General features: G+C 26.6%; 28 protein-coding genes. 11 read left to right on the top strand and 17 right to left on the bottom strand.

The features are described from left to right. The first annotated feature begins 142 nt into the window (after positions 1-142). The 9 genes from IC213_RS19440 to IC213_RS19400 all read left to right on the top strand — a co-directional run bounded on the left by IC213_RS19440 (position 143) and on the right by IC213_RS19400 (position 6,876). Positions 143-526, top strand: a complete 384-nt coding sequence (locus IC213_RS19440) for a hypothetical protein (protein WP_227831986.1) — start codon at positions 143-145, stop codon at positions 524-526. Further along, positions 526-1,098, top strand: a complete 573-nt coding sequence (locus tag IC213_RS19435; RefSeq protein ID WP_227863491.1) for a guanylate kinase — start codon at positions 526-528, stop codon at positions 1,096-1,098. Before IC213_RS19440 ends, IC213_RS19435 begins: the two co-directional genes overlap by 1 nt. Beyond that, entirely contained in the window at positions 1,089-1,583 is a 495-nt protein-coding gene (locus tag IC213_RS19430) for a crossover junction endodeoxyribonuclease RuvC (protein ID WP_227863490.1), read from the top strand. The genes IC213_RS19435 and IC213_RS19430 overlap by 10 nt, the downstream gene beginning before the upstream one ends. Further along, positions 1,584-2,807: a hypothetical protein gene (locus tag IC213_RS19425; protein WP_227863489.1), complete on the top strand. Its 1,224-nt coding sequence runs from the start codon at positions 1,584-1,586 to the stop codon at positions 2,805-2,807. 213 nt (positions 2,808-3,020) lie between these two features. Continuing rightward, positions 3,021-3,476, top strand: coding sequence for a dUTP diphosphatase (gene dut / locus IC213_RS19420; protein ID WP_227831982.1), 456 nt, complete (start codon positions 3,021-3,023; stop codon positions 3,474-3,476). A gap of 8 nt (positions 3,477-3,484) precedes the next feature. Continuing rightward, positions 3,485-4,144, top strand: coding sequence for a hypothetical protein (locus tag IC213_RS19415; RefSeq protein ID WP_227863488.1), 660 nt, complete (start codon positions 3,485-3,487; stop codon positions 4,142-4,144). 173 nt (positions 4,145-4,317) lie between these two features. Continuing rightward, positions 4,318-5,076: a hypothetical protein gene (locus tag IC213_RS19410; RefSeq protein ID WP_227863487.1), complete on the top strand. Its 759-nt coding sequence runs from the start codon at positions 4,318-4,320 to the stop codon at positions 5,074-5,076. 302 nt (positions 5,077-5,378) lie between these two features. Next, entirely contained in the window at positions 5,379-6,491 is a 1,113-nt protein-coding gene (locus IC213_RS19405; protein WP_227863486.1) for a tyrosine-type recombinase/integrase, read from the top strand. Between the two features lie 238 nt (positions 6,492-6,729). Then, positions 6,730-6,876: a hypothetical protein gene (locus IC213_RS19400; RefSeq protein WP_227436796.1), complete on the top strand. Its 147-nt coding sequence runs from the start codon at positions 6,730-6,732 to the stop codon at positions 6,874-6,876. 207 nt (positions 6,877-7,083) lie between these two features. Here the strand turns inward: IC213_RS19400 and IC213_RS19395 are convergent, their stop codons facing one another. Next, positions 7,084-7,437, bottom strand: coding sequence for a hypothetical protein (locus IC213_RS19395; protein ID WP_227436795.1), 354 nt, complete (start codon positions 7,435-7,437; stop codon positions 7,084-7,086). A gap of 558 nt (positions 7,438-7,995) precedes the next feature. Here IC213_RS19395 and IC213_RS21410 point away from each other — a divergent pair. Further along, a complete protein-coding gene (locus IC213_RS21410; RefSeq protein WP_413927313.1) occupies positions 7,996-8,214 on the top strand; it encodes a methyltransferase in 219 nt (72 codons plus the stop codon). 320 nt (positions 8,215-8,534) lie between these two features. Next, positions 8,535-8,675 (top strand): hypothetical protein, encoded by a 141-nt coding sequence (locus IC213_RS19385; RefSeq protein ID WP_021383152.1) that lies wholly within the window; start codon positions 8,535-8,537, stop codon positions 8,673-8,675. 104 nt (positions 8,676-8,779) lie between these two features. On the opposite strand, the gene IC213_RS19380 is transcribed toward IC213_RS19385, so the two are convergent. The 16 genes from IC213_RS19380 to IC213_RS19305 all read right to left on the bottom strand — a co-directional run bounded on the left by IC213_RS19380 (position 8,780) and on the right by IC213_RS19305 (position 18,952). Then, complete coding sequence (locus tag IC213_RS19380; protein ID WP_227436794.1) at positions 8,780-8,995, bottom strand: hypothetical protein; 216 nt, start codon at positions 8,993-8,995, stop codon at positions 8,780-8,782. 1,163 nt (positions 8,996-10,158) lie between these two features. After that, positions 10,159-11,094, bottom strand: coding sequence for a site-specific integrase (locus IC213_RS19375; RefSeq protein WP_227436793.1), 936 nt, complete (start codon positions 11,092-11,094; stop codon positions 10,159-10,161). A 32-nt stretch (positions 11,095-11,126) separates the two neighbouring features. Further along, positions 11,127-11,438 (bottom strand): hypothetical protein, encoded by a 312-nt coding sequence (locus tag IC213_RS19370; RefSeq protein ID WP_227436792.1) that lies wholly within the window; start codon positions 11,436-11,438, stop codon positions 11,127-11,129. Then, complete coding sequence (locus tag IC213_RS19365; protein WP_227436791.1) at positions 11,439-11,690, bottom strand: phage holin family protein; 252 nt, start codon at positions 11,688-11,690, stop codon at positions 11,439-11,441. Positions 11,691-11,701: 11 nt separating this feature from the next. Beyond that, complete coding sequence (locus tag IC213_RS19360) at positions 11,702-12,319, bottom strand: glucosaminidase domain-containing protein (protein WP_227436788.1); 618 nt, start codon at positions 12,317-12,319, stop codon at positions 11,702-11,704. A gap of 11 nt (positions 12,320-12,330) precedes the next feature. Next, the gene (locus IC213_RS19355; protein WP_227436786.1) at positions 12,331-13,152 is read right to left on the bottom strand and encodes an N-acetylmuramoyl-L-alanine amidase; all 822 of its coding nucleotides are present in this window, start codon (positions 13,150-13,152) and stop codon (positions 12,331-12,333) included. Positions 13,153-13,219: 67 nt separating this feature from the next. Then, positions 13,220-13,390 (bottom strand): hypothetical protein, encoded by a 171-nt coding sequence (locus IC213_RS19350; RefSeq protein WP_227437668.1) that lies wholly within the window; start codon positions 13,388-13,390, stop codon positions 13,220-13,222. Between the two features lie 26 nt (positions 13,391-13,416). After that, positions 13,417-13,743, bottom strand: a complete 327-nt coding sequence (locus tag IC213_RS19345; RefSeq protein ID WP_227437667.1) for a hypothetical protein — start codon at positions 13,741-13,743, stop codon at positions 13,417-13,419. Between the two features lie 17 nt (positions 13,744-13,760). Beyond that, complete coding sequence (locus tag IC213_RS19340) at positions 13,761-15,218, bottom strand: hypothetical protein (protein ID WP_227437665.1); 1,458 nt, start codon at positions 15,216-15,218, stop codon at positions 13,761-13,763. A gap of 33 nt (positions 15,219-15,251) precedes the next feature. After that, positions 15,252-15,434, bottom strand: coding sequence for a hypothetical protein (locus IC213_RS19335; RefSeq protein WP_227437663.1), 183 nt, complete (start codon positions 15,432-15,434; stop codon positions 15,252-15,254). Continuing rightward, positions 15,434-15,724: a hypothetical protein gene (locus tag IC213_RS19330; RefSeq protein ID WP_227437661.1), complete on the bottom strand. Its 291-nt coding sequence runs from the start codon at positions 15,722-15,724 to the stop codon at positions 15,434-15,436. The genes IC213_RS19335 and IC213_RS19330 overlap by 1 nt, the downstream gene beginning before the upstream one ends. Before the next feature lie 16 nt (positions 15,725-15,740). Continuing rightward, positions 15,741-16,412 carry a hypothetical protein gene (locus IC213_RS19325; RefSeq protein ID WP_227863485.1) on the bottom strand — a complete coding sequence of 224 codons (672 nt, stop codon included), beginning with the start codon at positions 16,410-16,412 and terminating at the stop codon, positions 15,741-15,743. 212 nt (positions 16,413-16,624) lie between these two features. Then, positions 16,625-16,777, bottom strand: coding sequence for a hypothetical protein (locus tag IC213_RS19320; protein ID WP_227436986.1), 153 nt, complete (start codon positions 16,775-16,777; stop codon positions 16,625-16,627). Then, a complete protein-coding gene (locus tag IC213_RS19315; RefSeq protein WP_227863484.1) occupies positions 16,777-17,061 on the bottom strand; it encodes a hypothetical protein in 285 nt (94 codons plus the stop codon). The genes IC213_RS19320 and IC213_RS19315 overlap by 1 nt, the downstream gene beginning before the upstream one ends. A gap of 13 nt (positions 17,062-17,074) precedes the next feature. Next, positions 17,075-17,698: a hypothetical protein gene (locus IC213_RS19310; RefSeq protein WP_227853484.1), complete on the bottom strand. Its 624-nt coding sequence runs from the start codon at positions 17,696-17,698 to the stop codon at positions 17,075-17,077. A gap of 33 nt (positions 17,699-17,731) precedes the next feature. Then, entirely contained in the window at positions 17,732-18,952 is a 1,221-nt protein-coding gene (locus IC213_RS19305; protein WP_227863483.1) for an InlB B-repeat-containing protein, read from the bottom strand. Positions 18,953-19,022 lie beyond the last annotated feature (70 nt).

Raw genomic sequence — 19,022 nt, 5'->3', positions numbered from 1 at the left:
GAAAGCTTTAATAAAGGAGTAAAAAGAATGAAAAATACGGAGAATTTAATAATTAGTGATTACAGATATAAGGAAAGTAATGGGTTTAGAAAATCTAAATCACAATAAAATGTGAATTTTAATAAGATTGGAGAGTGTTTAAATGAATATACCAAAGCAAGTAAAAGTAGGAGGTTTATCCTATAAAATAGAAGAGACAGAAGAACCTATTTTAATAAATAATCAATTATGTTATGGGTCAGCAGATTATGGAAATGAAGTAATTAAATTATCTAGTAGTTTACAATCACAAAGAGTGAAGAAAATCACATTTTTACATGAATTATTCCATTGCATTTTTAATGATAGATGTATAGAGAGTGAAGATGAAGAATATTTGGTAGATGTATTGGCTAAAGGACTTTATCAAGTTGTTACAGATAATCCAGAAATATTTGAATGTAAAAAAAAGGTGAATTGTAATCCAATCACTTATCCTTCAATCCCTCCTGATAAACTAGAATCTATAGAATTAAGAGGAATGTAATGAATAAAATATTTGTATTTTTAGGCTACTCAGGTTCTGGTAAAGATAGTATAGTAAGTGAAATTTCAAAGCAATTCAATATTCCAATTCTAACATCACATACAACAAGACCTCCTCGTGGCCAATCAGAAATCATCAATAGAACATATCATTTTGTAGATAATAAATTCTTCAAGAAAGAAAAAAATAACTTTATAGAAATGAGAAAATATATAGTCCATGATGGTAGCACTTGGTTATATGGAATACATAAATCTGAATTAGAGAATAAAAAATATGCTTTAGCTATAGTGGATGCAAGTGGATATAAAGCATTAGAGAAATATTTTATGGGAACAAAAACTAAGTTAGTACCATTTTTTATAAATACAGATGAAATTGTATTAAGAAAAAGGCTTATTAGTAGAGGTGATAATTTTAAGGAAATTGAGAGAAGATTAAAAGATGATAAGTTTAAATTTAAAGATTTTCTAAATAATGAAAATTATATTGCAATACCAAACAATACTAACCTAATTAATGCAGTAGAGCAAGTTAAAATACATATGAAAGAGGGAATCGAATGGTTTTAGCCTTAGATGTATCCATGTCCTCAACTGGATGGGCAGTTATAAATAGAAATAAAAAAGTATTAAAATATGGAAAGATAGTAACTAAAAAGGATAAATTCAAGTCTGAAGATGAGCGAATGTGCTATATCTGTAATACAATTCAAGAGATAATTACAACTCATAATATTCAAATAGTCTTAGTTGAAGACCAATTCACTTCCAGAAATTCTAAAACAATTCTTAGTTTAAGAAAACTCTTAGGAGCAATAATGAGAACAGTAAAATTAAATAATATAGAGATTGAATATATGTATCCAGCATCTATTAGAAAATATCTTATGAATAGTGGTAAAGCTAAAAAAGAAGAAGTGGCTACATATGTAAGAGAAAATATTATTGATATTGGAGAGTACATTGATAGGACTTGTAAGGCTAAAACAAGTGATATATATGATGCTATAGCTCTTGGAATAGCTTATTTAAATAGAGAGGGTGGTGTTAAGTAAATGAGTGTAACTATTATTGATAGCATGTGTGGCACAGGTAAGACAAGTTGGGCAATACAAACAATGAATGAAAATTTAGATAAAAGATATATTTACATAACTCCTTATTTAGATGAGGTAAAGAGAGTTATAAATGGTTGTTATATGAGGAAGTTTTACCAACCAGAAGCTAAAAAAGGCAAAGGAAGTAAATTAACTCATTTCAATAATCTCCTTTCAAAAGGATGTAATATAGTTTCTACTCATGCTTTATTTAGAAATATTAATGAAGAGACTCTTAAGCTACTTAAAGATAAGAACTATACTCTGATTTTAGATGAAGTAATGAACATAATTGAACGTATTCCAATTGATAAAACTGATTTTAGGATGCTTTTTAATGATGGAGTTATAACAGTTGATAATAGTACAAAAAAAATGTATTGGAACTCTAGTGATAAGAATTATAATGGAGAGTTTATAGAATTAAAAAACGCAATAGTAAATGGAGATGTTTACTTTATTAGAAACAGTTTGGCCATGTGGCACTTCCCAGTAACTATATTTAAAGAATTTCAAGAAATATACATAATGACATATTTATTTAAAGGTCAGATGCAGCGATATTATTATGATATGAATTCTATAAATTACAGTTATAAATCAGTAAAAAATATAGACAATAGATATGAATTAATAGAATATAAAGATGTTGATAAGGAACTATATAAAAGATTAATTAATATTTGCGATAATGAGAAGTTAAACATGATTGGCCAAGAAGGTAAAAATTATCATCCTTTATCAAGTACATGGTTTGAAAAACAAGTAATAAATAAAACAGATGCTTTAGATGTATTAAAGAAAAATATTTATAATTATTTTACAAATATATGTAAATCTAAAACATCAAACAACGGATGGACAGTATATAAAGATTACTTGCATAAATGTAAAGGCAAAAGATATACGAAAGGATTCATAGCTTTTAATGCAAGAGCCACAAATGAATATAGAGAAAAATCTACTTTAGCTTATTGTATAAATTTATATATGAATCCAATTGAAAAAGGTTTTTTTATAGATAGAAAAATAAATATTGATGAGAACTCATGGGCTTTAGCCGAAATGATTCAATGGGTATGGAGAAGTAGAATAAGAGAAAATAAAAGCATAGATATTTACATACCTTCATCAAGAATGAGGAATTTGATGATAAATTGGTTAAGCACTTTTGAAAAATAAAAAGTGCTAAAATCAAAAATTTTGCTCTTTTTAGCCTATAAATATAGGGTTTTAAAAATGAGGCCTTAAAAAAGATTATATAGAAGTGCTAATATTGAGATACATTATAGCAAAATCAACACATTTGGAGGTAAGGGTGTGGAATAGTACTGTTTTACACTAAGATATGCTTATGCTCTAAATAAGATTTTATAAAAAAGGGAGATTAAATTAATGAGTATAAATGTTAAAATAAAGAAATTAAGTCAAGATGCAATAGTACCATCTTATGCAAAAGAAGGCGATAGTGGGATAGATTTATATACACTAAAAGATACAGTTATTCCAGCTAAATCAGCAGTGGCAATACCTACAGGTATAGCATTGGAAATTCCATATGGATATGAAATGCAAATTAGACCAAGAAGTGGTATAAGTTTAAATGGCCTTAAGGAATTGTATTTTGCTATATATCCGACTGTGAGACTAGGTACGATAGATTCGGGGTATAGAGGTGAAATAGGAATAATTACATATAATGAGGAGGATGTTGAGATTGTTATTCCTAAACATACCAAATTAGCTCAAGGAGTATTCCAACAAGTCCCAAGAGCTATATTAAAAGTTGTAGAGGAATTGACCATTTCTGAAAGAGGAAATGATGGATTTGGAAGCACTGGTATAAGATAGGGGGATATATGTATACTATTAAAGATGTTATAGATGTATTAAAATCTAATAGAAATTGTAATCTAAAATGTAATAATTGTATATTAAATAAAAGTATAATTACAAATAAAATAGAAAAAACATTGTGTTGGTGGTTAGAAGAAACAAGAAAATCTCTCAATCTATCACATTCAAATATTGAATTTGATAAACAGATTGAAATACTAAAAGAAGTTAATGACACTATATTTAAATGTAAAGACAAAACTTGCCATAGATGTATATTTGGTGAAGAAGTAAGCAGCCTATATGATTCTTGTGAGATATTAGAAAAGATATGTGATGAATTGAACAAAAAGACATGTAGGTTAATAGAAAAGATTAACTATTATCAGGGTTATGCTTGTGAAAAATTATATTGTTTAGAAGATGTTAAAACTAGAGAGAAATTTGTTGTTGAAGAAAATCAAATAAAGAGATATAATATCCTCAATACTAATTTTGGAGGTGCTAATATGTTTAAATATGATGATTATGTTAATTTAACAAATAGTTTAGAGTTACCAGAAGAAATTAGAAATAAATGTGTTAGAGTTGTAATGACATTAGAGAATATGCAGGATATTATGGTTGTACATAAGTTTAAGACTTATGTTGTTAATGAAAAATATATTGAAAAAGTAGCATAAAATGATTAAGTCATCTATTAATTTAGGTGACTCTTTTTATTTTAAGACATAAGTTAATATATTTTTATAATATATATCATTTCTTATGTCGAATGTTTACATCCAATTTTTTACATATAATCGTATATAATGTAATTATAGAAAACTCATAAAAAATCAAAGGAGGGTATATTTTGAAATATTTTTGTATACCATTTATAATTACATCTATTTTGATAATATGTATGATTATCAAAATCTTAAAGACAGAAATAAAAAATATAGATGTATTGGAAATAATATTTGTTTGTTTTAAAAAAACTTCTGATAAAATTAATAATAGATTGGAACCCGCTCCTAAGTTTTTCAATATTTCAACTTTAATTGTAATAACTTCAGGGTTGACCATGTTAATATTATGTTTAATTCTAATTCCAGATATAAACTCAGATAAGTTTAAACTTATAAAAGACTCTGGAATACTCCTGTGTATTTTATTGATAATTTCTAGTTATTTAATTAAACACATATATAATTTTTTCTCTAAATTTAATACTTATGAGAATGCGTTATTAACAGAAGAAGAAAAGGTATTGATTGTAGAAGCAAGTGTTATTTTAGGAGGTATAATATATTATAATTATCCCAAGACAGATGCTGAAGAAGGAAAAATGATTATATTCACAATAATATCTCTTCTTGCAGGTAAACATATTTGGATAGATTTTAGCTTTAAGTCTAGTTTTAAAAATTTGAACAAGGCATTAATTTTAAAAAAGATAAAAGAAAATCGTATTATTATTTATGCTTTACTAGTTGTTTTATTTTTAAGTATCTCTTTCCAATATTTAGGTCTTAAATTGTATTTTATAGCTTTGGGTATATCAATTCCATATCTTATTTTTGTTGCTATTTATATAATATTAGAAAAGAAACTGCGAAAAAAGGAATAAGTAAATTGTTGAAAAATATGACCCTCTAAATTCCATTTTAAGCCTTTATAAAAGTTAACGCTTATAATTAATCCTGTTCAGAAATATGATTGCTTAAAATGGAAAATATAAAAAAACAATAAAGTGATAGTGCAAGGCATAGAAGAGTTGATTCTATGCCTTATTATCATTAAATTAAGTAGTTTCAACGATTATATAATTAAAATATTAAAAAAAGTCAGTTGAAAGTCAGCTAAAATGACTATTTTTTGCCTTGTCTATATGGTATAATAAATATATAAATTTAGATAGGAGGTATGGCCATGAACGCTTTTATAAGAAAAAGAAATAAAAATTATGTAGTGTACCTAGAATTTAGAGATGATGAATCAGGTAAGAGAAAACAGAAGAATATGGGAACATTTGATAAAAAAAGAGATGCTAACAAAAGATTGGCTGAAGTTAAGGATAGTATATATAAAGATAGTTTTCTTGTTCCAAATGAAATAACACTATCTGATTTTTTATTAGATTTTCTTGAAAAGTATAAAGATAACGTATCGGCTTCTACATACAATGGTTATATGGCCATTTGTAAAAATCATATTAATCCTTCTATTGGGAGATATCGTCTACAAGAGCTAAGAAATATTCATATACAAAATTACATAGATGATTTAGCTGGTAATTTAAATCCTCAAACAATAAAAGTTCATATAAATGTATTGAGACTTGCTATAAAGAGAGCGTATAGAATTAAGTTAATAAAAGAAAATATTATAGATGGAATAGAAAGTCCTAGAATTAAAAAATTTAAAAATGATATTTATGATAAAGAGCAGATGTTAAAATTATTAGAATTGGCCAAAGGTACTAATATAGAACTGCCTATTAACCTAGCTACAGGTTTAGGATTAAGACTTTCAGAAGTCTTAGGTTTAACTTGGGAGAATATAGATTTTGAAGAAAATACGATAACTATAAGTAGAATAACTAGTAGATTAGATGGTTCTGTTATACTTAAAGAACCTAAGACAGAAAGTTCGATTAGAAAAATATTTGCACCAATAGAGCTTATGGACTTGCTAAAAGAATATAAATTAGAGCAGAATAAAAAATTATTAAGAAGTATTATTAGAAATGAATATAACTTACTATTTTTCGATAGAAAAGGAAATCCTATTGCTGAAGATGTAATGAGTAAGAAATTTAGAAAATTTTTAGAGAGCAATAATTTACCACATATCAGATTCCATGACTTAAGACATTCACATGTCACTTTACTTATAAATTCTAAAGTACCAATTAAGGTTATATCTGAAAGGGTAGGACATTCAAATATTAATACTACTCTTAATGTATATTCTCATGTACTTAAAGAAATGGATAAAGAAGCCTCTGATAGAATATCTGAAAACTTATTTAAAGCTAATTAATAATTATTATCAGTAAATGTATATATTTTTATTTTATATAAATTTAATTATAAAATGTAAAGGTATAAACATACATGGAACTTTTTATGAAGCCTTAAAATGGCGTATAGAGCGTCGTGTTTTAGATAATATTAGGATTATAACTTTATAAAAATAAGTTATAATCCTAACAGTGTATACTCTATCTTAACCTTTGTACTAAGATTTTTTATTTGCAAAATATGATGCTATAAATAGTATGATAGAAAGAAGAAATCCTATTAATACAATACCAGATATAATGTTATTGTGCATCTCATTTATGTTTAAAATTGATAAGACTACATTTGAAAGCAACATGACTATATTAGCAGCTAAAAAAGTAGTTCCTTTTTTATTTGTATAACATATAATGTTCATTATACATATAATATACAAAACGATGCTTGTAATCAAGTATTATCAGCTCCTAATTTATATTTTATAAGACAAATGCTAGGAATGCTTTAGTAACCCACCATGCAACGTCATTACTCATATCAAGACTTTTACAACCTTTATATAATACATATTCTACTGTACCAGTAAATGTATTTAAACACTAAGTATTTTGCTATAAGTTGCATACCCCCCCTATAGCAACTTTAACTTTTGTGGGAATTTTAGTCCAAACATCTCTTAATATTTTTACAGCCCAACTTAATTTTCCTCTTGTAGTAGGTGCAGATTGTGCTTCTAACTTTACTTCTTTAATAGCATTGATATAATCTGCTTTCTCTTGCTCAGTAAAACCAAAATATGCTGAAATCTCATCAATATCTTTTAGTCTTTGTTCATCTAATATGTATGATTCTATTTCTTTCTGATGTGAACTGCTATCAGCAAAAGATACTGATGGCAACAAAGTAGTAAATAATGTTGTACCAATTAAAGAAGTAGCTATAACTTTCTTGCACTTTTTGTTCATATATCAAACCTCCAAAGTATTTTAATTAGATATCTATCTCAATTCTATTGTAATAGTATAAAACATGCAACAAATTATTCATTAATAATTATTAAGTATTCATTAATAAAGATTAATTATTTATAAGTATTTCTTAATTATTAATATAAATTTATAACTGTTTTTTTATTTTAACGGATGTTCATGAAAATAAAATTAATATTTTTGGATAGAAGAGTAAGCTTTATACTTAATTAGTTATAATATAATCCATTTAATTTATAAAATTTAGTTTCAAAGAAAATTAAATGGTTTTCTAATTAATATAGAAGGGAAGTGTAGAAAAATGAGAATTGACAATCCTAATCTTTTTGCAAATATTACAGAATATCATGTTGCATATTGTGCAATTGCATTATTATTTATCTCTGAATTTGTTATTTACTTTTTTATGTTTAAGAGTAATAAGGATAAATCAGCAAACCGTTCTGACAAAGGCACATTCTGGTTAATTATCTTCGGTTGGTGGTTCAGTATAATGCCTAGTGTGTATTTTAGAGATAATAGTATTCCAGAAACATTGAGAAATTTATTATTCCCACATTTCATTTTTTATATTGGAATAACATTTATTATTTTAGGGATAGTTATTCGTTACAGGGCAGTTTTAACTTTAAAATCAGCTTTTACACTATCAGTACAGACAACAGATGTAAAACTGGACTATATCATATTGTCAGAAACCCTGCATATACAGGAAGCATTATGAGTTTACTTGGAGTAGGTTTTACATATTGACATGTTTTAAGTTTCATTACCGTATTAATTATATGCCTAATATGTCATAGTATTAGAATACATGTTGAAGAAAAAGCATTAAAAAAACAATTTGAAGAGGAATTTCAACAATATTGTATGCAGACAAAGTATAGATTGATACCATGATTATATTAAACTTTTATCTAAATATATATGGTCGGATTTTAGATGATATTTGAAATTCTATATTTCTAATATTTATGTTATAATAAATATAGCAAGGAATAAATATTTGAAAATCTAAGAGTGGTATTTCCATAAAGTCACCTTAACTTTCTTTTAGGAAGGAGGTGAAACTTATGGTGAATCTAATGATGAATGTTATAGCAGGTTTAATAGCTTGTTGGATTTATGATAGATTAAAAAACCACTCAAAGTCGGCAGCTAAGAGTGGTTGGGAACTTAATATAAAGTTCCAGAAAAATAAATCTTCAAAATAATTTGTTGAAGGAAACACCACTTAAAGTTAAGTAAAATATATTTCCTTGCTTTTATTATACCACAAATTAAAAATATTAAAACAAGATTTAATGTAAATAATATTTTAATCTATAGATTTTCTATTTTTTAAAAAACTAACTAAAAGTTGGAACATCACAAATCCAACTGTTGAACCTAAAGCATTTATAGGTATAGATGATATATTAGTAAAATTATTCAAAGATGACATACCTAGCATTACTATAGAGACTATAGCTAAATAAAGAATAACTAGAGAAATTGGTATTGAGATATTTATCTCTAATTCATGTTCTTTCATAATATCATTCCTTTCAACATTGGCATACTTAATCTTATTATATCATTAAATATAACAAATCGTAATGCACAAAATAACTTATTTCTAATTACATAATATGAGAAAGAGTAGTTATAATAGATTTCTATATACTATTCCTTAAAAGTTTATTTTCAGAATAGTATATAGAAATCATATTATTTACTAAGTATTATTATCAGTTCATGAAGCGTTTTACATAAATTAATGGATATATTTATTTAGAAAGTTGGTAAATAAGAAGCACAAATACATGCTATATATAATACAATACCTACTATAAAATAAGAAATATGAAACCAAAAAACAAATTTATCTTTTTTCATATCTTTTATAAACAACCTTATGGAATGAAATGTTAAATATACATAATCAAAACTTAAAATATTAGTTTTTGCTAGTAGTGAATACATCTTATTGTTTGGATTATGCTTTATTTCACATTCTTTATATAAATTATATGATATTGTAAAAAATGATATTAAAACTAAAATAATAATTATTGATAACACCATATTAATATTAATATTAAAGATATGTCTTATTAATTTATAAAATACAATTATAAAGATAGAAGTAAAAAAATATGTATATATTATTTTATCTGCATATTTAAAGTACTCTTTCATATCATGGGGATAATTATTTGTATTCATAACTTTATTAAATAATTTACTATCTGTGATATTGGAATAAATAAGTAAATTATGAACTGAAAAATATAAAAACTTTGCTAGAAAAGCAGATAAAAAATACACTATTAAAGGATTAAATGGCCATATAAGTATATATACCATTAAAAATAAAGTCAATAGAAGAAACAGGATTGATTTTACTAAATTATCACATTTTATTTTCCCAAGATAATCATTGTATTTATCCTTTTTAATAATATTACAAATTACTGTTACTATTATAGCTACAGTCAATGATATAATTATTTTACACACACTTATACACTCCTTTTATGTAATATTATACCATTTAATATTCTATATGGGTAGAAGATAAAAAAATAAAGCCCTCTAGGGATTACTCTTAATTGAGTTTTTCCTAGAGGGCTTTATTTTTATCTATCTCCTTTTTTCTTACCTTTTTTACGACTTTTACATGCCATATTATCACTTCCTTTTAATTTTAAAATTTTATATAAACTTGTCATATTCTTCAGCTAATTTATTTTTATTTTCTATTGTATAGTGGTTTATGGTTACATCCACCCCACTGTGGCCAAGCAATTTTGAAACTGTAGTTATTGGAACTCCTCTATCTTTTAGAAGATTAGACATACTGTGTCTAAGGTCATGATTATACCCTCCATTTATATCAATTAACTTGAAAGCTTTTTTAACCCATGAACTCAAGACATTTGAATTGACTTGATTATATTTGCCTCCATATCTTGTAAAAAATATATATGGATAATCTATATCATGTTGAGATAAATAATCTTTCCATTTTAGTAGTAGTTGTTGTACTTCTTCTGAAAATCTAAAATCTCTTGATACTCCACCTTTAGCTGTAATCCCATGAATCCATCTATTATCTAAGTTTATATTATCCCATCTAAATTGGCTTATTTCATTACTTCTAGCCATTGTAGCTAATCCTAAACTTATATAAACTTCTAACTGTAAATTTTCTTGCTCTGAAAGTTTCTCTTTTAATTTACTTAATTGTTCCTCAGTCAAGAAAGTTCTTTTTTGAACCTCTTCACCTGTCCCTGGTCTTTCTATCATTTCACACCAGTTGTCAGTAATTTTTCTTTTCTTCTTTAAAAATGATAGTAACGATGAAATTGAGCTTATTCTACGTCTAATTCTTTTTTCATTATTTCCCTGTTCCATGCAATAGCCTATATAAGCTTCTATTTCTTCTTCATTTATATCAGTTAATAACGCATCAAAACATTCTATATTTAAAAACTTAAAAAATTGCATTATATCACATTCATAGTTATAGATTGTTTTTTCACTTTTACCAGCTATTTGTTTAGCTCTTTTATATTGTTTCCATAATTTAATATTTTCTGGATTTGGTTCTCCAATTATACTTATTCTTTTACTACGTTGCTTTGCCAATATATCACTTCCTTATGAAAAGACTAGAGAAATTAATCTCTAGCCTCTAATTTGTCTTTTATTTCTGTTATATCTGTTTCTACTCTTTCAAGTCTACTATTATTAGTGTTCAATGCTTCTGCAAATTTATCTAATTTGTCATCGAATTTATCTATTGTGTCTCCAAACAGCTTTCTTTGTTCTCTAATCTCTCTAGAAAAATAAGCTCTTTCTTTTACTCTATCTTCTTGCTCTAGTTGTCTATTCTTTTCTAAATATTTTCCAAGCCATAACATCAGCACCATTAATAGTATAGCTGTATATCCATATTGGCTTAATAATTCAATCATTTCTTTAGATAACATCTATTTTTCCTTTCTATTTTGCACTTGTATTTGATTTATCCCAACAGATGCTCCCCAACATAAGATACCTTCAAAGATAGCTTCTATTGACAACTCTTTCATAAATAAACAACTACTTATCATTGCTATAACTAATAATATAAAAGGTATATATTTATTTTTAATATCTGATTCTTTTATAAAAGTTCCTAATATGTAAAGCCCACCTATTAACATTATTAAATTTTCAGGTATAAATTGCATTATATCCATATAATTTCCTCCTATCCAAGAATTTCATTTAATTCTTTTACTTTAGTTTTTATTTGTTCTAATTTTATATCATTGTTTGATATCTTCATTGAACTTATCTTATTGCATATATTTATTATGTTTTGACCATAACCCATATCTGGACACCATTTACCAGATAAACTTTCAACTGTTTTAGCCTCTCCATGCAAATATGGAAAATGTCTAGTGTCTAATGTAGTTCCATTGACTTTATATTCAACCTTACCAACTAATTCGCTATATTTTGGATAACCTTTAGCTCCAGCATATAAAGCTAGATGGTCTATAAATGCCGATACTCCATCTTCCCAACAACTAAATCTTGTATGAGCTGATGGGTCTAAATCTCCACCACCTTTATTACCTTTAAGTCCACATACATTGCAATATGAAGGATTTAAAACTCTACCAAAATTAAAATATCCAGTTTCTACAAATGCTTGGGCAATTGCAATAACTGGATTTACACCTTTTTTCTCTGCTTCTTTATATATTATTGGTACTATAGCCTTACATAAATAGTGTGGTGGATTAGAGTTATTATTTAATGTATCTAAATATGCAAAGACTTGTTCTAATGTTGCGGTTGGTTTATCTAATATATTCAATTCATTACCTCCTACTTCCCTATAAAATCTAATACTTTATGAAGCGTAACCCATCTATCATCGCCTTGTAGTTTAGTAAATCTTTCACTAGTCTTAATTTTTTCACTTGCTGACCCTATTACATAAAGATTTTCACAATGGCCAGCTACATAATTTTTTAACTCACATACATAGACTTCATCAGATTTATAATTTATGGCCATTACATTAGCTATAGCTTTATCAACTTCACCTTCATAAACTATTGTATATTTATTTTTTTTATCTTGTGAACTACCACTTACAGACTTATTAAATATTCCTTCAAAAATATTTATGGCCATATCTTTAGCATTATAGTTTTTAGTATCATCGGTATCCACAAAGCAACATTCGACTAAGATTGACTTTGCCTTTGTTCTTCTTAAAAATGCTAGAGTTTTCTTTTCTTTAACACCTCTATTTTTAAAGTCTTTATCACCTTTCGCATGATAAGTTTCAGTTATTTTTTTACACACTCTTGATGCTATTTCAACTGTTTCTTTATCATTTAAGTTATATACTAAAACTTCTACACCTCGACCACCACCTGAGTTAAAATGGATACTTACATTTAGATTACTATTATATGAATTACATTTATCTATAATTTTATTTAATATATCACTTTGAGAAGTTCCATTGTTACAAGTAGTATCATATACCGTACATTCTTTTTTTACTAAAGGTATTAACTCTTTTAGCACATTTCTTGCCTCTGTAGATTCTTTTATGTACTTTACTGCTCCAGAACCCACCTTACCATCTGGATTATGTCCCGCATGGACTGTTAATGTTTTTATGTTCAAAATCACCACTCCTTTCAATTTTAAAAGAGAGTTAACTTAATAAACTCTCTAAATTTAAACATAAAAAAAGAACCTATACTGTTGGCTCTACTTGTGTTTCTTCTTTAATTAATAAATTTGTTAACTCTGTATATTCACTTTCTTTTATTCTATTCATTGCATAGAATACATCTAGCTTAGTTTGTAACTCTTCTTTAGTCTCAAAGTTTTTTTGTTCAATCATTCTTTTTAAAATATTATACATATTCTTTCCTCCAAGTTTTTATAATTTTATAACACATTGTTTGTGTTAAGTTCTAACATAGCGATTCTATAAGCATTATCTATTAAAAGATTGTCTTGCTCCTTTTGATTTTCTATTAAAATTGTAATTTTATTTGCATTTATTTCTTCAATTGATGGTTCTGAATTAGGCGGATTCTTTTGTAACTCCAACCATTCATTGTAGACTTCTTCGCCTGTCTTAATTAGCTCTCCACCTTTTATGATTGGAGTAAATAATTGTTTATCTTCTGTAATGAAATAATCATTTATATTATTTAAATCATCTTCAAAACCATATTCTATTAAAATATTTTTCTTTTCTTCTATATTCATATATAAAATTTCCTTTCTTATTCAATGAAATAAGTTCCATGACTATATATATCTGCATTACTACCTAATTGTGTAGTTTGAAGATGTCCGTTTCCAAAATTAAAAAATATAAAACCTTGAACCAATTGATTACTTTGAGTTGTAAAAACTGGAAATACGTAAAAGTTTTTAGGTATAAATCCGTTTGGTAATTTTAATAAAGTTGTACCATCTGTTGTTGCTCCACTGGTTATTCTCATGTGAAAACTAACTTGATTACCATTTTTACTTATTATAAATCCTCCATTATCTGAAACAGTTCTCTTCCATCCATTTAGAAGTTTATTAGATAAATCCATAATTCTAGGGCTAGACTGGATATGATTTATATTTTTTATACTACTTTTAATAGCTTCTATTTGACTTCCTAAATTTTGAGTACATTCAAAACCAATACTAGGTATAACATTAGAATTACAAATAAATTTAGTCTTATTGTCATATTGTTCTAAATTTATTGAAGAGACATCTATCTCTTTATGCTCTTTCAAAGCTCTTACTAAAGTAACTTTGTTATCGTTTAGCCATGAATTAAAACCCTCTAAATTTGGGGTTGCTAACCTATTTTTAAAAATTCTTACCCAAATATTACTAGACGTCTCATAAACTCCTTCAACAGTATTAGTTGCATCAAATATTACTATTGGTTTAAACATATCACAATATAAGTTTGTATTATTAGATTCACTTTTACCTATAGGATTTTTAAATAACAAGGTTGCATCATTTGAATTAGCTGTAAATTCAGACCAAAAACTTTGACCATCTAATGTGATTTCTTCGCATCTTTGTATTAACTTATAACAACTATCTTTATAAACTATTTCATCTCTTGTACCATCTGGTAATCCTCTAAGTGTATATGGAATTACTTTTTTATCAAACAAACTCATATCTTCTTTACAAGATATAATTTCTATATTATCTCCTTGGCCAACACTTTGTAGCCCTTCAAAATAATTAATATCTACACTTGTATAATCACCTTCTAAAATTATCACTGACTTAGTAAACTCTTGTTTATCTATATCAGTTTCTCCCCAGCCCTTTTCACTGTGGGCTACACAAAGACAGTTAGTATCAGTTATATCTATGTCTATAGTATATAGAGTTTTACTATCTGGATTCATTTTAAATTTAATTACATTATTGTGAAAATAGTATATTTCTTTATTACTTAAATTAACAAATGTATATTCTTTTCCTTTTCCAATGTACTTAAATGGATTTAAATATCGCAAACCTTCTGTTATAGCTATGTTGTTTGGATTAGCTAAATTAACTAGTGTTTTTCCTTCTATATTTAAGTTAGTTATATAACCTTTCTTACTATTTTCTATTGTATATTCACCTGTATTAGTAGTACATTTTAAATTTTCAACTTCTTTTAAATTTTCTATATCATCAAGATTTTTAAGTAAATCTTTGTATATCAAATTAAATCACCTCTTTCCAATAAAAAAAAGAACCTACTTTGTTGGTTCTGTTCCTTCTACTACTCCACTTTCTTTAATTATATAATCTTCTACTGCTGTCCTGTAATCTATGTTAGTCACATCATCTAATTCAAATTCTCGATTTTTCAAAGGGTTCAATCCTTTATTTAAAATCCTCTCTGCCAATATCCTTACTACAACATTATTTATATTCATTATAATAATCCTCCTACTTTTTCATTTTCATTTAATAAAATCTGATTTTCTAATTCTTGTATTCTCTTTTGTTCTTCTGTTAATTCTCTTTTTATCTCTTTTATGATTGGTACATTATTAACTACATCTATCTTTTCTATATAACAATTATCAGCTATTGATTTAAAAGGAATGTCAATATAATCTATTTTTGTTATAGTCTTTCTTGGTATAATATCTCCTTCCATTTCTCCATATATTGCAATTATTTCTCCGTCTTGGTCAAAGATTATTCTTCTTCCTATTTCCATTTTTAGTCCTCCTTTTTTATTCGTACTTTATAGCAAACCAATCAATTTCAGCACTTAAGCCAGAACCTTCGTAAGCAAATGGTAGTCTAAAACCATTATTAAAATGTCCAACTGAAGAACCACTATCAATGTCCATTTCCACACCTTTCGCTTGATAGACAGACGTTCTAGTACTAGGATGTGATTGTCTGTCTGTGCAGAGTAACAAGTAAGGTTTCGCTTCCATTGTGGAATCAAAGGATATTGTTATATATTCATTGTTATAATTCTTTGCATACATAAAAACTAAATTAGGTTTAAAAGCTAAAGAATTTACAGTAAGAGTACTCCATGTCCAATAATAATCTGCATTTTCATAAGAACGTACATACGTTTTACCTAAAGAAACTGTATTATTTCCGCTCTTTGCTGTTTTTATTATATTTTTTATGCTTGACACTTTATCTATTAAATTTTGCATACTTTCAGTTTTATTTGCAGAAACATTTTTATTTGTCAAATTTGCTGCAAAAGTATTTTTTAAAGTTTCTATTTTTGTTTTAGTTATGTTTAACTTATCTGTCCCAGTAAAAGGGCTTCCTAATGTACTTGCCACATTATTTTTGCCAATTTGCAATTCATTTTTTACATCCCCAAAGGCTGTTATAAGTTGACTTAAACTTGCATTTTCGTTTAATTTTTCTATCATAAAAATATCACCTTTCTACTTTAAGTAACCATTTTTAAAGGATAGGTTACTTTTTAAAATAGAAAGATGATTAAATTTGAATGTTTCTTTTAATATAGAATTTAAAATAATTTCTTTATAAATATGTGAAAATAAGTAAAATAAATAGAATTAGAACTTTTTAGTAGCCTATTCTTTAAGAACAGTTACTAAAAGCTTTACTATTTTATGTCTTACTCTATTGCATCTATATAATCCTTTACTGCTTTTCTATACTCTGTATTGGTTACATCATCCAGTTTAAAAGGTCTATTTTTGAGTGGATTCAGCCCTCCGTTTAATATTCTTTCTGCTAATATTCTTACCACAACATTATTTATATTCATTACAACAATCCTCCTTGTAATTCATTAGTTATAATTAATAATTCATTTTCTAATTCTTCGTAACTAAGTTTTTTTTCGTATATTGGATTATCTGATAAAATTATATAGCTACATTTTAATGTTTCTGTTTTTGTTTTAGTTATATCTAGTTTATCTGTGCTTAAAAATGGACTCCCTAATACAGTTGTTATATTATCTTTACTAGTTTGAAAATCAGTTTGTACACTTTGTAATGCTGCCATAATCTCCCCTAAACTAGCATTCTCAGTTAATTTTTCTGTCATATCTTCACCTCGCTTATATCATATCTATTAGATTATTTGCTATTGTAATTCCTCTACTTCTTTGACCACTTATTTCTACCATTATTTCCTCTAATACTCCATCTAACTTATCACTTGTAAATCTATCATTAGCATCTGTAATACTTATACTGGTATCTATAAGCTGTATACTGCTAATAGAATCCGCTATTTTTTTAGAGGAATAAGTAGTCATTTCAGATACTCTGTTATCATCAACAGTCGCATTTATAAAATGAGTCTCTGCATTCCCATTTATAACATAAACATTTAACTCAACTTTTACTTCACTTCTAATTTCAATTGAGTTATCATCTATAATTTTAAAGTTTGTAACTACATTCTCTTTTGTAGTAACATCTATAATATTCACAACTATTCTTTGTGTTAATAAGTTATGTGTTACAGTTGCCTTAAATCCATTTTCTGTATCATCCACCCAATCGTTAATTGTGACTCTTTGAGTAGATGCTACATTAGAACCTCCTGCTATAAGCTGGTCAATCTTAGTATTTAACTCTGTTTTAGCAGTTTCTATGTTTGTATTAACTTTTTCAATTTCATTACTAGTGTTGATAGGTACATTTTTTAATTTTTTTACCACATCTTCATTTAACAATTTCTCACCTTCTTTTTTTTCTTGATTCAGAGTTTATTCTTCATTATTTCTCCAAAATCCATATAAAATAATATTACTTTTATCAAATATTATTCTATCTCCAAAATTTAGCATAGTTGACCCATCATTTCTTACTGTTGTCCACCCCAGAAGTTCATAGGAATCTGCTTGTAAATTTCCTGTATTAGATGCTACAATTGCACTTGCACCTGTTAGATATGAATATGTGTTAACTGGTGCCGTACCGCTTACACCCGTTCCAGCTGGAAAATTTGTACTATATGCCATTCTATATTTTCCCCACATACAATATAATATTACATCTTCTTTATCTATTATAATGTTTTCTTCTGCCTCACTTGCTATTACAGGAATTTGAGCTTTTTCTATATCAGAAACCCACCCACAAAACTTGTCCTTATCCTCTTCTCCACCTAGCGGATTATTTTCACTATTTTGTAATATAGTGACTATATCACCTTCAACATATCTATTTGTATCTATAGGTACTTCTCCTGTTCTATTTAAAGGGTATTCTTCTGGTGGAAAATTAGCATTATAAGTTACATATCTATATTTTTTCCAGACTGCATATAAATGTAAACCCTCTGATTGTACATGTTCATTTTCTATAATAGCATTTTCAATTATATCTCCACCTTCAGTCAATGACCAACCACAAAACTTATAATTATATTCCTTGTTATTTTCATCATAATTGTTCAATGGCAAAAGAGTAACTATATCCCCTAAAATATATTTATTACTATCAATAGGTATGGTTGGAATAGGAGTACCTTGAAAATCATTAGGAATATTCAACTTATATGTAACATTAATACATTTATACCAGATAGCATATAAAGTAATGTCATCTATAGCTATATATCTTTCAATTACATCTCCACTTTCAGTTAATGACCAACCTTTAAATCTATATTCATTTAAATCTGTATTACTTGGAGAACCTAGTTTGGCTTCCGTATTAGAGAGTACTGTCATAGGATTTGGTACTATGGTATCTTCATCTAAATGTCCTTCTGGTAAGTTAATGTCATAATTTATTATATATTTTTTACTATTTTCTAATAATTGTAATAAGATATTCAAATCTTCTTTATTTACCTTTTTAGTAAGTTCTAAATTAATATTATCCTTCTCTCTATTCAAGCTATTAATATTCTTTACTACATCTTGATTTAACAATTTCTCACCTTCTTTTTTATTTAGAGAGCTACAAAAGTAACTCTCCATTTTGAACATAAAAAAGAACTATCCTATATAGTCCTCACCTGTTATTTCTCTATATTCTACTTCAGTTATT

Source organism: Clostridioides sp. ES-S-0049-02 (assembly GCF_020658465.1).
In the GTDB taxonomy this organism is placed as follows: Bacteria; Bacillota; Clostridia; order Peptostreptococcales; family Peptostreptococcaceae; genus Clostridioides.
Note: the sequence above shows the minus strand (reverse complement) of the source record. Positions and strands in the feature narration are given on the sequence as shown.

Bases quoted from the DNA above. Each gene is read 5' to 3' on its own strand.
- IC213_RS19440 (WP_227831986.1), top strand. From the start codon at position 143: ATGAATATACCAAAGCAAGTAAAAGTAGGAGGTTTATCCTATAAAATA.
- IC213_RS19435 (WP_227863491.1), top strand. From the start codon at position 526: ATGAATAAAATATTTGTATTTTTAGGCTACTCAGGTTCTGGTAAAGAT.
- IC213_RS19430 (WP_227863490.1), top strand. From the start codon at position 1,089: ATGGTTTTAGCCTTAGATGTATCCATGTCCTCAACTGGATGGGCAGTT.
- IC213_RS19425 (WP_227863489.1), top strand. From the start codon at position 1,584: ATGAGTGTAACTATTATTGATAGCATGTGTGGCACAGGTAAGACAAGT.
- dut (WP_227831982.1), top strand. From the start codon at position 3,021: ATGAGTATAAATGTTAAAATAAAGAAATTAAGTCAAGATGCAATAGTA.
- IC213_RS19415 (WP_227863488.1), top strand. From the start codon at position 3,485: ATGTATACTATTAAAGATGTTATAGATGTATTAAAATCTAATAGAAAT.
- IC213_RS19405 (WP_227863486.1), top strand. From the start codon at position 5,379: ATGAACGCTTTTATAAGAAAAAGAAATAAAAATTATGTAGTGTACCTA.
- IC213_RS19400 (WP_227436796.1), top strand. From the start codon at position 6,730: ATGATAGAAAGAAGAAATCCTATTAATACAATACCAGATATAATGTTA.
- IC213_RS19395 (WP_227436795.1), bottom strand. From the start codon at position 7,437: ATGAACAAAAAGTGCAAGAAAGTTATAGCTACTTCTTTAATTGGTACA.
- IC213_RS19385 (WP_021383152.1), top strand. From the start codon at position 8,535: ATGGTGAATCTAATGATGAATGTTATAGCAGGTTTAATAGCTTGTTGG.
- IC213_RS19380 (WP_227436794.1), bottom strand. From the start codon at position 8,995: ATGAAAGAACATGAATTAGAGATAAATATCTCAATACCAATTTCTCTA.
- IC213_RS19370 (WP_227436792.1), bottom strand. From the start codon at position 11,438: ATGTTATCTAAAGAAATGATTGAATTATTAAGCCAATATGGATATACA.
- IC213_RS19365 (WP_227436791.1), bottom strand. From the start codon at position 11,690: ATGGATATAATGCAATTTATACCTGAAAATTTAATAATGTTAATAGGT.
- IC213_RS19350 (WP_227437668.1), bottom strand. From the start codon at position 13,390: ATGTATAATATTTTAAAAAGAATGATTGAACAAAAAAACTTTGAGACT.
- IC213_RS19345 (WP_227437667.1), bottom strand. From the start codon at position 13,743: ATGAATATAGAAGAAAAGAAAAATATTTTAATAGAATATGGTTTTGAA.
- IC213_RS19335 (WP_227437663.1), bottom strand. From the start codon at position 15,434: ATGAATATAAATAATGTTGTAGTAAGGATATTGGCAGAGAGGATTTTA.
- IC213_RS19330 (WP_227437661.1), bottom strand. From the start codon at position 15,724: ATGGAAATAGGAAGAAGAATAATCTTTGACCAAGACGGAGAAATAATT.
- IC213_RS19325 (WP_227863485.1), bottom strand. From the start codon at position 16,412: ATGATAGAAAAATTAAACGAAAATGCAAGTTTAAGTCAACTTATAACA.
- IC213_RS19320 (WP_227436986.1), bottom strand. From the start codon at position 16,777: ATGAATATAAATAATGTTGTGGTAAGAATATTAGCAGAAAGAATATTA.
- IC213_RS19315 (WP_227863484.1), bottom strand. From the start codon at position 17,061: ATGACAGAAAAATTAACTGAGAATGCTAGTTTAGGGGAGATTATGGCA.
- IC213_RS19305 (WP_227863483.1), bottom strand. From the start codon at position 18,952: ATGGAGAGTTACTTTTGTAGCTCTCTAAATAAAAAAGAAGGTGAGAAA.